The sequence below is a fragment of the Streptococcus parasanguinis genome (assembly GCF_001073155.1).
Lineage (GTDB): Bacteria > Bacillota > Bacilli > Lactobacillales > Streptococcaceae > Streptococcus > Streptococcus parasanguinis_D.
Genome location: NZ_JVEE01000052.1, coordinates 25,650 through 39,015 on the forward strand (window position 1 = coordinate 25,650; position 13,366 = coordinate 39,015).

13 protein-coding genes are annotated in these 13,366 nt (G+C 41.6%); 11 read left to right on the top strand and 2 right to left on the bottom strand.

Translation table 11 applies throughout. The annotated features are described in order from the left end of the window. Positions 1-202 precede the first annotated feature (202 nt). From ADH92_RS09500 to ADH92_RS09510, 3 genes are read left to right on the top strand one after another with little or no spacing between them, the layout of a single operon-like run. Positions 203-1,834, top strand: a complete 1,632-nt coding sequence (locus ADH92_RS09500; protein WP_049498304.1) for a M20/M25/M40 family metallo-hydrolase — start codon at positions 203-205, stop codon at positions 1,832-1,834. Positions 1,835-1,872: 38 nt separating this feature from the next. Then, positions 1,873-2,616 (top strand): ABC transporter ATP-binding protein, encoded by a 744-nt coding sequence (locus tag ADH92_RS09505; protein ID WP_003010968.1) that lies wholly within the window; start codon positions 1,873-1,875, stop codon positions 2,614-2,616. After that, positions 2,606-4,252: a hypothetical protein gene (locus ADH92_RS09510; protein ID WP_049498225.1), complete on the top strand. Its 1,647-nt coding sequence runs from the start codon at positions 2,606-2,608 to the stop codon at positions 4,250-4,252. Before ADH92_RS09505 ends, ADH92_RS09510 begins: the two co-directional genes overlap by 11 nt. Positions 4,253-4,445: 193 nt before the next feature. Here the strand turns inward: ADH92_RS09510 and ADH92_RS09515 are convergent, their stop codons facing one another. Continuing rightward, the gene (locus tag ADH92_RS09515) at positions 4,446-5,288 is read right to left on the bottom strand and encodes a DegV family protein (protein WP_049498226.1); all 843 of its coding nucleotides are present in this window, start codon (positions 5,286-5,288) and stop codon (positions 4,446-4,448) included. 129 nt (positions 5,289-5,417) lie between these two features. Between ADH92_RS09515 and ADH92_RS09520 the strand changes: the two genes are divergently transcribed. The 7 genes from ADH92_RS09520 (at position 5,418) to ADH92_RS09550 (ending at position 10,838) form a co-directional block, all read left to right on the top strand. After that, positions 5,418-5,987 (top strand): TetR/AcrR family transcriptional regulator, encoded by a 570-nt coding sequence (locus ADH92_RS09520; RefSeq protein ID WP_003010925.1) that lies wholly within the window; start codon positions 5,418-5,420, stop codon positions 5,985-5,987. Between the two features lie 115 nt (positions 5,988-6,102). Continuing rightward, positions 6,103-7,065 (top strand): hypothetical protein, encoded by a 963-nt coding sequence (locus tag ADH92_RS09525; RefSeq protein WP_049498227.1) that lies wholly within the window; start codon positions 6,103-6,105, stop codon positions 7,063-7,065. Between the two features lie 57 nt (positions 7,066-7,122). Continuing rightward, a complete protein-coding gene (locus ADH92_RS09530) occupies positions 7,123-7,791 on the top strand; it encodes a DUF443 domain-containing protein (protein WP_239681867.1) in 669 nt (222 codons plus the stop codon). 72 nt (positions 7,792-7,863) lie between these two features. After that, entirely contained in the window at positions 7,864-8,553 is a 690-nt protein-coding gene (locus tag ADH92_RS09535; RefSeq protein ID WP_049498228.1) for a DUF443 domain-containing protein, read from the top strand. Between the two features lie 12 nt (positions 8,554-8,565). Next, on the top strand, positions 8,566-9,258 hold the full coding sequence (locus tag ADH92_RS09540) for a DUF443 family protein (RefSeq protein WP_049498229.1): 693 nt from the start codon (positions 8,566-8,568) through the stop codon (positions 9,256-9,258). After that, on the top strand, positions 9,255-10,241 hold the full coding sequence (locus tag ADH92_RS09545; protein WP_065426986.1) for a hypothetical protein: 987 nt from the start codon (positions 9,255-9,257) through the stop codon (positions 10,239-10,241). The genes ADH92_RS09540 and ADH92_RS09545 overlap by 4 nt, the downstream gene beginning before the upstream one ends. A gap of 27 nt (positions 10,242-10,268) precedes the next feature. Further along, entirely contained in the window at positions 10,269-10,838 is a 570-nt protein-coding gene (locus tag ADH92_RS09550) for an HD domain-containing protein (protein WP_049498308.1), read from the top strand. A 185-nt stretch (positions 10,839-11,023) separates the two neighbouring features. On the opposite strand, the gene ADH92_RS09555 is transcribed toward ADH92_RS09550, so the two are convergent. After that, entirely contained in the window at positions 11,024-11,902 is an 879-nt protein-coding gene (locus ADH92_RS09555) for a polysaccharide deacetylase family protein (protein WP_049498310.1), read from the bottom strand. A gap of 175 nt (positions 11,903-12,077) precedes the next feature. Between ADH92_RS09555 and ADH92_RS09560 the strand changes: the two genes are divergently transcribed. After that, the gene (locus ADH92_RS09560; protein ID WP_049498231.1) at positions 12,078-13,364 is read left to right on the top strand and encodes a homoserine dehydrogenase; all 1,287 of its coding nucleotides are present in this window, start codon (positions 12,078-12,080) and stop codon (positions 13,362-13,364) included. Positions 13,365-13,366 lie beyond the last annotated feature (2 nt).

Consider the following 13,366-nt stretch of genomic DNA (forward strand, 5'->3'; position numbering starts at 1 on the left):
GTCCCTATTTTACCAAAAATAGTTGGATGCGACAAACGTTTGCGCTGGAAGCAAGCCCTTTCTGGAAAAGAAATCGCATACATGAAAGAAATGAAGTGAGAATATAAAAAGTAGCATTTTATTTACGTAGAAATATCAGTCTGATACATATATTTCTATTCATTTTATAGTTTGATCATATCAAAGGAGGATTGGTTTGAAAGTGAAAACCACCAATAGAGAGAGCATCGAAACGATTTTTACCGAAGCCTTGGCAATTCCAAGCTTTACCAACACCGAGACCGAGCAAGGGATCGAAGCCTACCTGGATCAACGGATTGGCCAGATCCCCTATTTCAAGAAACATCCGGACCACTTTGGGCGCTATCAGGTGCCACAGGATCACTTGCATCGGTCGGTCAATTGGGCCTTGGTCGATAAGGGCAAGAAAAAAACAGTTATCCTTTTCCACCACCATGATACAGTCGATTTAGAAGACTATGGAAGCTTGTCGGAGATCGCACTCGATTCTGATAAAGTTGCAGAAGCCTTGAAAACACTGGATAGACGCCCAGATATGCAGGAAGATTTAGCTTCTGGGGAGTGGAAATTTGGCAGAGGGTCTTGCGATATGAAAGCAGCCCTAGCCCTTCAATTGGGGGTTCTAGAAGCCTATGCAGCAGATCCTACAGAAGGTCAGGTCAATCTGCTCTATCTCTCTGTTGGAGACGAGGAATCTTATTCACGTGGGATGCGGGGAGCTTTGGGCCTCCTCACAGATTTGCAGGAAAAGTTTGATCTGAATTATGTATTAGCAGTGGATTCAGAACCCTTTGAATCAGAGGTAGGAAAAGAAAAGGTCCTTCACATCGGCACAGTTGGTAAACTCATGCCAGTCGTTGTGGCACAAGGCGTTTTGTCTCATATGAAGGAGCCCCTCAAAGGGATCAATGCCTTGTCCCTCTTAGTAGCCATCGCAAGTCAGCTAGATCTTCATCCCGATCTGGCTGATCAGGCCTTGGGAGAAACGTCTCCTCTTCCTTCTTGGTCCTATCTCAGAGATTTGAAGGAGCAGTACGATGTATCGACCGTACTTTATGCGGCTGGTTATTTCAGTGTATTGCATTTGAAGAAAACACCCCAAGAACTCTTGCAACGAATCTATGAGCTTAGTCAGGAGGCCTTGGACGCCTTTTACAAGAAGTACGAGCACTTGCAGGATCAGGCTGGCCAAGACCATATTATTGCAAGGCCAAGAGTCATCACCTATCAAGAACTAGAGGAACGTTGCCAAGCCTTAGAGGGCTACCAAGACTATAGAGAAGCTTCTAATAAAAAAGCGGAGCAAGATTTTCGTAATGGGACCAGCTACCAGAGCCTTGCGATTCAGCAAATCCAGCGACTCCTTGAGTTTCTCGGAGATAAGGATCCTATGGTGGTCATCGGTTTTGCGCCCCCATATTATCCTTCCATGAATTGTCGCTTTTTAGACAATACCGATTTCAATATTGTGTCCCTCATCACTGATTACCGCGAGTATCTGGACACAAGAGGTTACCTCTTAAAAGTCGAAGAATACTTTATGGGGATTAACGACACCAGTTATTGTGCCTTGGAAAAGGATGTGGCCTCTTATCAAGTCGTCCTAGATAGCCTAGCCACACCAACCCAGGTCTATGATCTGGATCTGGAAAAAATTGCTCACATTCAGGTTCCAGCGGTCAATCTAGGCCCTTGGGGCAAAGAATTGCATAAGCGAGGAGAGCGGGTCTACAAAGAAGACTTCTTGGAGACCATTCCAAACTATCTGCTAGAATTGCTCTACCATTTCGATGATCGCTTATCAACAGAATAAGAAAAACGGTCCCAATGAGGATCAATTAGGGAGTTAACATGATTACATTTCACGGAGTTACCAAAGATTACGATGGGCACATTGCCCTCAACCACTTGGATCTGACCATCGAAGATGGACAAATTGTCGGCTTGATTGGTCACAACGGAGCTGGAAAGTCAACGACGATTAAGAGCCTGGTCAGTGTCATCACCCCAACCACTGGATCAATTGAAGTGGATGGTCAGGACCTCTATAGCCATCGACTGGCGATCAAAAAGAAGATCGGTTATGTGGCAGATTCGCCAGATCTTTTCTTGCGTCTCACAGCCAATGAATTCTGGGAGTTGGTTGCGACCTCTTATGATATGAGTCAGAAAGACTGTGACCAACGTTTAGAGGAGCTTCTTAGGATCTTTGATTTTCAGAGCCACCGCTATGAAGTGATTGAATCCTTTTCACATGGGATGCGCCAGAAGGTCTTCGTCATTGCAGCCCTCTTGTCAGATCCAGATATCTGGGTCTTGGACGAACCGATGACCGGTTTGGATCCACAAGCTTCTTACGATTTAAAACAAATGATGCGCCAGCATGCGGATCGCGGCAAGACGGTTATTTTCTCTACTCACGTCTTAGAAGTGGCCGAACAACTCTGTGATAAAATCGCCATTCTCAAAAAGGGAAATCTCATTTTCTATGGGACGATCGAGGAATTAAAGGGCCAGCACCCCGAACAAAGTCTGGAAAGTATCTATCTCAGTCTAGCGGGTCGGAAGGAAGAAGGTGGCGATCATGCGTCTTAAGATTATCCAGCAACTGGTCAATGTCAATATCATCTATGCCAGTCAGCCCGCTCAGATCGCAAAATTACGTGCCAAACAGGCCAAAAAACCGGACGTCAAACTCAATGTTGCCCGTAAATCGGTGCTCAACTATCTCTTTTTAGGCCTGGTCTATTTCCTCATATTTGGCTTGCTCTTTAGTATCTATGATTTTGTGAACCAACCAGCCTTCTTTGTCAATATGGTCGCCCTCTTTTCCTTGATGACCATTTCTCAAGGCTTTATGAGTTTTTACAATGTCTTTTATGAAAGCAAGGACCTGCAGTTTTACCGGCCCTATGCCTTCTCAGATGCGGAAGTCATTGCTGGAAAGAGTATCTCGGTCATCCTGACCCTCCTCATGGCTATCCTTCCCTTGGTCAGCTATTTTCTGATCCTGCCTGTGCAAGCAGGCGGCTTCAATCCGTTAGGGATCCTGCTAGGCCTTTTTTGTGCCTTAATTCTCTTAGGCGTTCTCTTTTTAGCGACGATATTACTAGCTCATTTGATCACCAAGACCTTGTTTTTCAAAAAACACACGACCCTGGTCTCCAACATCATGGTCGGAATTGGTTCTCTTCTGAGTCTAGGAGCTTATCTCTATCTGAATCTAGTTCAGACCCATCGGGTAGAAGTGACGGGTGGCGCAGAGATTCCCATTCTATTTCCACCTTTTACGGCCTTTCATCAGTTCATCCTCCATCCTTTTGATGGAGAAGCGATCCTTGGCCTTCTGGGCTGGATCCTGGTCCTTCTGGTCTTGATTGGCCTGGTTCGCAAAATCGTGATCCCGCAGTTCTATGATGCAGCCCTTGCAGTTGCGACCAACCAAACCGTTAAGGAACGCGTGAGAGTGCTCCATGTGGGTCAGAAAGACTCCTTTAGACGATTTGTCATTCAGTATCATCGCAGACTCTTGAGCGATGGAACCCTTATGGTGCAAGTCCTCTTGATGATGAGCATTCTGCCTTATATTTTCCTCCTCAGTGGAGCAGCAGGAGCATCGAAAAATATAGGAGGACTCAGTCCTTACTTGACGCCCCAGTATCTGGTGCCACTGACCCTTGTTGCCATCTTGATTGGTGTTTTCAATAGTTTTGGAGGCTTGACCAGTATCGGTATTTCGCTAGAGCGCGAAAACTTTGAGTACTTGAGATCCCTCCCTATTGATTTCAAACGCTATCTCTTTATGAAGTTTTGGTTGCTCTATCTGGTGCAATCCATCCTTCCTGTCATTCTTCTAGTTGGCGTTTGTCTCTATTTTGGCGTCCATCCCTTAGCTATCCTAGCCATGTTGCTGATCTGGGTTGTAACCACTATTCCGATCTGCATTCGAGACTATGTCAAAGATTTTCAGAACTTTAGCACCAATTGGACCAATATCACAGAGTTGATGACCCGTCATCGTGGGAATGCAGTTCTTCAGTCTATTCTCTTGATTGTCTTTCTCTTTGTGATGTTTCTCTTGATCATTGTCAGCTTCATTTGGACCTATCATTCCGTCAGCACCCTGCTGGCTGTGATCCTTTATAGTATCATACTGCTAATTGGAGCAGGGATCAGCTATACCATCTACCGCAAAAAAATCCGTACCCTCTACCAAGAGATCGGAGAATAAAAAGAGAGAGTGGGACAGAAATCGGTAATTCGTTAGAATTCGATTTCGTCGTCCCACCTCCGCACAGTTGAGTAGGGCTGTAAAGCTGATGAAATCAGCGTAGTAGAGCCCACTCAACCACTGCGTCTTGCTCGACAATCCAAAAACAATTGAGAGGCTAGGACTTTTGTCCTAGCCTCTTTTTAGTGGTAACTTAAATTTCATAGCCCATGAGGAGGCCGCCTTCTTCGGCGTAGAAACTACAAAGTCCAGAAGTAGGAAGGACTTCAATCATTGCATGGGCAAATTTTTCTCGAACCAATGCAGAGAATTGCTCGATAAATTTTTCATTGTTGCGGTGGGCGATGGTGATATGACCGCCTGCATAACCCGCCTTGATCAATTCATCAAAAGCCGCCTTGATCGCTTTCTTTTGGCCCCGAGCTTTTTGAAGCAGCTCAAGAGTACCCGTCTTACTAGCTTCCCCAACCATACGGATATTGAGGAGCCCGACAACAGTCCCGATCAATTTGCTGAGACGCCCATTTTTTACCAGATTATCAACCTTGGCCAAAACAAAGAGCAACTTCGTCTTAGACTGGTAGGTCGTGATCACATCGACTACTTGATCAAAATCGAGGCCTTCAGCGACCAACTGATTGAGCTTGCGAACGATCAGGTCCACCTCACCCCCAGCTGATAAGCTGTTAATCACGTGAATATTGGTATTCGGATGCTCTTCCAGATAAATCTTCTTGGCCACCTCTGCGCTGTTGTAGCTACCTGAAAGGGTTCCAGTGATGGTCACAACGACGATATTTTCAGCCCCTTCAAAAGACTTCATGTAGTCATCCGGACTCGGACAGGCAGACTTAGAAGCTGTCGTGGTCGCATACATCTCCTCCATCATCTGGTCGATATTGAGTTGGGCATCATCTGTATAGATGGTATCACCCACTTGGATGGTCAATGGGACACTGACAAACTCCGTGTCCGGTGCCAGATTGTCCAAAGAGCGGTAGTCACAGCCTGAATCCGCAATAATTTTCCATTTCATCAGTTCATACCTCATAATTGTATAAAAATGTACATTGACAAGTAGTATGTCTTCTTTTACAATTATATCATGAAGTACAATGCTATCCAAGCAGATATCATCAGGTGAGACAGATAGAAAGTAAATGTTATGGCAGAAAGAAAAATATCCGAGAAATCCTTGGAAAATCTCAAACGATTTAACCGAGAAAACAATGCGATTACACGAGAATCCATTGAAATCTCTCTCCTGCAATTGTTGGAGAAAAAAGATCTGAAAAAGATCACTATCTCTGAGCTGGTTCAGCGTGCAGGTGTCTCTCGAGCAGCTTTTTACCGTAATTATGACTCCAAGGAAGAGATTCTAGAGTCCATCTTTCAATCTAGTATCGCAAAGATTACCAAGTCTTTAGATGGCTACAACCTCAAGACAGACCTCTACCAAGTCTGGGTCTACCTCTTTAAGGAAGTCAAGAAAGAAGCCAAAATCATTAGCCTGGCCATTGATTACAATTTCGAACGGCTCTTGACCAAGGCTGTTTATGATTTTTTAGAAAAAAGAAATGGCAGCTCCTCGAATGGCGCTGGCAGCTACCTCAATTCCTTCTGGAGCTCAGCCATTGTCTCTGTCATCTCCAAATGGATTAAGGATGGTATGAAGATCCCCGCCGAGAAGATCGCGACACTTGGTCTGCCCCTCTTTCCACAAAAGAAGAAGTAAACACCACCGAGAGGTGGTGTTTTTTCTTGCAACTATTTCCAACTAGTGAGGAAGTTGCCCCAGTCGCAAAATTTCGGTATGATGGTAGGAGTTAACTACGAGCGTGGAGGTTGAAATGAAACGAGTGAATAAGAAAGTAGTAGGAGTGCTAGTCCTTTTAGTAAGTATAGGCTCTTTCTATATGTGGAAGCAAGTTCAAAAACATGAAAAAACGAGTCAGCAAGAAACCAAGCAGAAATATATCAATGCGAAAACTCAGAAACCTACAATTCATCTTTTTGAGGATAATAAATTTGTATTTATTGCGCAAAAAGATGGGATAGGTGGGATAGCATTCGGTCAAGATTATATTTCGGTTTTGGATGTCCATCAAAAAGAGATCAATCAAAGTATGATTGATAGAGAGAAAAATGGCTCACCTAAAATTGCAAAAGATGAGTATTTTAATATTATTTCTTATGATTTGAATGCTGCTGGCTTCCCAAGTAAAAAGACAGAACTATATCAATTATTAGGGAAAAAAGAGTATCGAGGCGCATACGATATCAATCAGTATTATGCAGATAACAAGGATTATATACCGGTAACTTTGTATAAAGTTGGAAATAATGATAGTAGAAAAATCATAGTTGATATTTCGAATCAAAAAATTGAAGATCTTGAAAATTTTGAGGATTATGGGAAATCAACTTTTTCTGTCGCTGAGCAGGAATTGTCAAAGGGGAATGTATATAATAACATTCGACAAGCTATGCAAGAGAAGTACCATTTGAAATTCACAGCTGGTTATATTGATACCTTACTTTCAAAAGAAGATCGTGAAAAGATAGATATTTCCAATACAAATTTTGCACAAGACTATCCGGAAATGGCTAAGGATATAAAGAATTTAGCTCGTTTATATATGAGACCTAAACAGTACTCAACCAAAGAGTGGTTTGATACAGTTCTTCATTGGTTTGCACCAAAGGGGCAGGATGTGTTAGAGGTCTATGCGACGGATCCAAAGACTGGTGAGAAAACACAAATAAAATCCTACGATGAACTGCAGGTTTGGTCTGCTAATCATCCAGAGTAGAAAGGGTAAGAAATATTATGAAAAGAAAAAGTTACGTTGAAAATATTAAAAATAAAAATGAGTAAACAAATGGAACTAAAATTTAAAAATTCAAATATGACCTGTTTTCAGATTGTCCAGATAGATCAAGAATCGAAAAAGTATATCATGGATACGAGTACAATGAGTCCTAAGAGTTACTACTGGGGAATTAAAACAGATACGATTACAGTGGATATGGTGGAGATCGAAAAGAATAACAATCATTTCGAAATTAAGCCTACAACACCTGTCAGTACGACAATGGCAGCCATCATTGTCCAACCAATTGTCAAAGTTGGTTATGATGTTCTAAAGCGGCTTTTTATTCAAAACAATCTTAGTGAGCAAGTGTTATTAAAGTTATTGCTCTTTGCAATTTCAATGCTGATTTCTTATTTTGCCATTCTGATTTCATTAAAGGTGGCCCATAAAAAAGCTGATAAATGGATTCCTAAAAACAGCCGTAAATACACAGTTACCTTTACAACTATTAAGAAAAGTAACGGAGGAGTATATCCTTTAGTTGGAGCAATTTTCAGTTGTTTACTTTTCTTTATTGGTTTGAATAATGGAACAGAAGGAGCTTTTTTGGTAATCAATGGAATCGTATCCTTATTCTTTTTCATGTTTACTCTAGGAAGTTACCCAATTGCTTATCCCTACAAGCAAGGTCAAATTGTTCTTGAAAAAATAGAAGAACAGTAGAAGTTTTGTGATATCGTAGAAGTTACTTAATTGGCAAATACCATTAATTCAGAAAGTGATGAAATAAAATAAATGGAAGTTGATTTTAGAGCCTTGGATGTCTATTATTTTGGCATCCTTGAAATGAATGGAAAAAGGTATGTTTTAGATTCAAATTCTATGACATCTAAACGTTACTATTGGGGATTTGCTCCTAAGGAGTTCAAGTTGGATATCATAGAGTTAGAGGATTCAAATAGAAACTTTGACAAAAAGATTAAAATGGCTCCAGAAGGTAGACGTTCGATAGCGATAAGTATTAGTGTTGCACTTAGTTCGGCTCTATATAGAATAGGGGCTGGAATTTTTAGATATTATAGCATTAGTCAGAATCTCTATTTAAAAATCTTGTTATTTTTAATTTCAATTCTGGTAGCTTTTGTCATTTATAGGGGAATCCTTTGGAAATCTCGAAAGGAAATTGCCAGACGACTCACACCCAATCGTCCAAAGTATAAGATTGTCTTTCGAAATGTAAAGAAGCAGCGACAATTTCATGCTTATCTTTTTCTTATTCCAATTTTTATTGTGTTTGGATTCTATATGAATACTCATGATGGAACGGAAGCTTGTTTTCTTTATATCAATGGCATGTTGGCTTATCTTTGTATTTGGATAGAGTCAGGTAGTATTCTATTTGAATATGCCTATAGAAAGAGGCGTGTTGAATTTGAGAGACTAGAAGCAGTGGATGAGGATCAATCTGCTTACAAGGAGAATTAGAAGGAACTATGCATGCTAAAAAAAGCAAAAATAGAACAATTATCAAAAATCAATCTTCGTTACCGGATTTTACAAATGGATGGTGAGTCATATTTAGTCGATGCTGATCGTCCATTTCTCATCAGCTATTTCTTTCCATGGATTTTAAGCTTCATCCCTCATCTAGCCTATCCTTTAACTAAGGAAGAAGTGCAGTCTCTAGCTCCTTCGGATCTTTCTAAATCTCTCAATAAAAAAGATACTAAGAAGAAAGGTCTTGCTTCAGCTTTCGGTGGGGGTGCAACTGCCATGCTTTTGTCCAAAGCCTTTCCTATTGAAAAGTATCTCTATTTTTCTTCGCATGTGCTAAATCTGGGGATCTTGCTTCTAGTATATAGCCTTGTAATAGGGATTCGTATATGGATAAGCATTCGGAAACCGATGACCAACATTGTGAATAGCAACCACTCTATAAAGATATACCTCGTCACAAATGATAGAAAGCATCGATTATTATCAATGATGGCTCCAACTTTTTTTGCTGGGTTGGTTGTATTTTCATCCTGTGCAATATTTAGTAATATTGCTCCAAACTTTATCCTTCATATAGTTTTGTTGTTATTTTTATCGATCTTCATGTTTTCAGGTAATGTGCTATTTTTTTCACCAGTGGTGGATTACAAAGTGAAAATTAAATCACCTAGAAAGGATCTATTTAAATCGTGAAAAAGACAAAGAAAAAAATGATGCTAGCCTTACTGGTATTGCTTTCGCTCATGGGTGGGATTTGGCTTTATGTACGTTTTTCAACTGAGAGTTATTACAAGCAATTTCAGGATTATAGTGGAAAAGCGAAAATTGATGACTATGAGATGATTGCGGATGGTGCAGGTATTATCACTCACTGGAAATCAACTGATCCTAAGGAAGATCGGTTGATGAGGGAATATGGGTCTTATTATTATTTTGATCCTATCAGAGTCGGTTCAAAGCATATTTTGCATATGAATGTGAAATTTAGAGAAAATTTTTACTATCGTACAACTCCTCCAGAAAAGGATGAATATTGGACTGTTAGTGTCTATAAGGTTAATGGAGAACGATTGAAAGAAGAGAAAGAGATTGATTTGTTTAAAGTTGTTGAACAATTTGATCCGGATTATATTCCTACAGAATTAGGCTCAGTGTATTCATGGAATGGACGTGAGTTAGTTTCCTTACAAATTCGCAGTACCAAAGATAACTCAGTTCGAAAAATGATGTACTTGAATCTAGACACTCGTAAACTGGAAAGAAATGAGATCTTAGAGAATGATCACCAAAGAAAACCGATTCCAGATTTCAATGTACCAATTGATCGTGAGAAGAGCAGTATTGAAGAATTGAATTTTTTTAAAAATTGGTTTTCGATTGATCCCAAGGATCTCTCAAAAACGCAATTTAAGAAATCTTCCAAGGCCTATCAACTCTTAAAACAAAAAGATACTAAAGTCATAGTAATAAAGCCCCAGAATAGTGCGGATCAATATGCAAAAAGTATTGCTGTATTTGAACTCTTTATGAAGAAAGGTGTGAATCTCTATCAAGATGTCACAATTCCAGCTGAGGTATCTAAAGATGGACAAGTCCATACCACACAGACAAAAGAAGAATTTGATCAATATTACGATTTAGAAAAGGCAGGCAAAGCCTACCATGAGATTGATTGAAATAAGGAACTACAAATGACAAGAACGATGATCGAAGAACAAATCCAAGCTGCTAAGCAGTATGTTAAAACCTTATTTGCTGATCGAGCGGATGGCCATGATGTAGAGCATACCCTCCGCGTCTATACCAATGCAATGAGAATCGCACAAGCAGAAGATCCATGTGATCTGGAGATAGTGGGTTTGTCAGCTCTTCTTCACGATGCTGATGATGATAAATTGTTTCAGACAGAGAATAATGCGAATGCTCGCATGTTTCTAGAAGAGATCGGTATTCCTCAAGACCAAATCGACCAGATTTGTCGGGTTATCAATGCTGTTTCTTTCAGCAAAAATCGTGGGAAGCATCCAGAAACCTTAGAAGGCAAGATTGTCCAGGATGCAGACCGCCTGGATGCGATAGGAGCTATAGGAATTGCGCGAACATTTTCCTATGGTGGCCACAAAGGGAGGTCCCTCACTGATACCGTCCAACATTTCCATGACAAGTTGCTTCTCTTAAAAGATGAAATGAACACGGAGACTGCCAAACAAATGGCAGAAAGTCGCCATCAATTTTTAATCATCTTTCTAAATGAACTAGAAAAGGAACTCTAACAAAAGAGGCTGGGACAAAAGTCCTAGCCTCTCAATTGTTTTTGGATTGTCGAGCAAGACGCAGTGGTTGAGTGGGCTCTACTACGCTGATTTCATCAGCTTTTACAGCCCTACTCAACTGTGCGGAGGTGGGACAACGAAATCGAATTCTAACGAATTACCGATTTCTGTCCCAGCCTCTTTCTTTATTCTTGGATCATGGCTAGGAGGTCCTCTCCTGTAGTGGTTGGAAGGATCCGGACTCGTTTGAGGGAATAGAGTCCATCAGCGGAGCTGGCGAGTCCATTTTTAGTGGTGAGGCCTAATTTGTAGTCAGCTTTCTTGGCTTGGTCGATCGTGACCTGGCTGTAGCGACCGGATGGGTAGACGATAACGCTGGTATTTTGGTCCAGCACCTTATCCAGCAGGCGTTTAGAAGCGACTAGCTCATTCTTTTGGGTCTCAAGACTGGAATTGGCTAGGTCTGGATGATTGACCGTATGGCTTTCAAAGGTCAAGCCAGCACTTTTCATCTCTTTGATTTGGTCAAAGGTCAGGACATTTTCTTTTTCCTTTTGGGTAAAGTCCGTGATGATATTGTTAGTGGCGGTCATCTTGTACTTCTTAAGAAGCGGATAGACGATGGTATAGAAATCCTCGACGCCATCATCAAACGTGAGCCAGACAAATTTCTTTCCTTTTGGGACTTCATTTTTAGCGAGGATGCGATAGGCTTCCTCAGGTGTCAGGGTGTAGTAACCCGCTTTTTTCAGAGCCTTTAGTTGGCTTTCAAAGGTTTCTGGATCGACGATCAAATTAGCATTGGCAGCTTCAGACTCGGCCATATTGTGCACGGAGTGGTACATGAGGATGGGCAGTTTGACCGGCTTTTTCACACGAGTCCACTCGATAGAGGAACTGTGTTCATCTAGCGAGCGCGTCATGGCAGTGCCACTGGTATTCCCGCCACTCGCCTGAGTGATCCGCTTGATCAGAAGAAAGCTACAAATAAAGATACAGACCAAGAGGAGTGCATTGATTCCAAGTAGGACTTTGATTTTTTTAGGTACTCTTCGTTTACTCATAGTGTCACCGTTTTCATCATTTTCTCTATTGTACCACAAATTCTATGTTCTTTTCCAGAACTTGCTACAGGCAGATCCTGTCATGAAAATTCAGAATTTTTAAGGCAATTGGCTGTCAAACGCTCAAGTTTTTGTTATAATGGAGCTACTATAGAAAATTCAAGGAGTCAATAGGATGTCTGTTAAGATTGCCTTACTAGGATTTGGTACTGTTGCAAGTGGCGTACCATTTTTATTAAAAGAAAACCATGAAAAAATCACCCAGGCAGCTCAAGATGAAATCGAGATCGCTAAGGTCTTGGTTCGAGATGATGCTGAAAAGGAAAGCTTGCAAGCGGCTGGTCACAACTACAACTTTGTGACCAATGTCGATGAGATCATTGAAGACAAGGACATTGCCATCGTGGTCGAGTTGATGGGTCGTATCGAGCCAGCGAAAACCTTTATCACCCGTGCGCTGGAAGCAGGCAAGCACGTAGTTTCTGCTAACAAAGACCTTCTTGCCGTTCATGGAAGCGAGTTGCTAGAGATTGCTCAAAAACACAAAGTGGCCCTTTATTACGAAGCTGCCGTAGCTGGTGGGATCCCAATCCTTCGGACCTTGGTGAATTCTTTGGCCTCAGACAAGGTGACCAAAGTGCTCGGTGTGGTCAATGGAACCTCTAACTTCATGATGACTAAAATGGTCGAAGAAGGCTGGACTTATGAGGATGCTTTAGCAGAAGCGCAACGTCTTGGTTACGCTGAAAGTGATCCAACCAACGACGTTGAAGGAATCGATGCTGCCTACAAGATGGTGATCTTGAGCCAGTTCGCTTTTGGAATGAATATCCAATTTGACCAAGTAGGTCACAAAGGAATCAGCCAGATCACTCCTCAGGATGTATCGGTTGCTCAAAGCCTTGGCTATGTTATCAAGCTGGTCGGATCTATCGTTGAAACAGAGTCAGGGATCGCAGCAGAAGTGACACCAACCTTCCTTCCAAAACAACATCCACTCGCAGGAGTGAATGATGTCATGAATGCGGTCTATGTGGAATCCATCGGTATTGGTGAGTCTATGTACTACGGACCAGGTGCTGGTCAAAAACCAACTGCGACAAGTGTCGTAGCCGACCTCGTTCGCATTGTCCGTCGACTAAAAGAAGGAACAATCGGTAAAGCCTTCAATGAATACAGTCGCCCTCTTCAATTGGCTAAGCCAGAAGACGTGAAGAACAATTATTACTTCTCAATCAAAGCACCAGATGCGACTGGTCAAATCTTGCGTCTTGCGGAAATCTTTAATGCAGAAGGAGCTTCCTTCAAGCAAATCCTCCAAGAAGACTCAGATGGTCAATATGCAAGTGTGGTGATCATTACCCACCAAGTCAACCAAACACAATTCAAGAACCTGGTTGAAAAACTGGATTCAGAGGCGAATTTCGAACTCTTGAATACCTTTAAGGTCTTGGGAGAATAAGC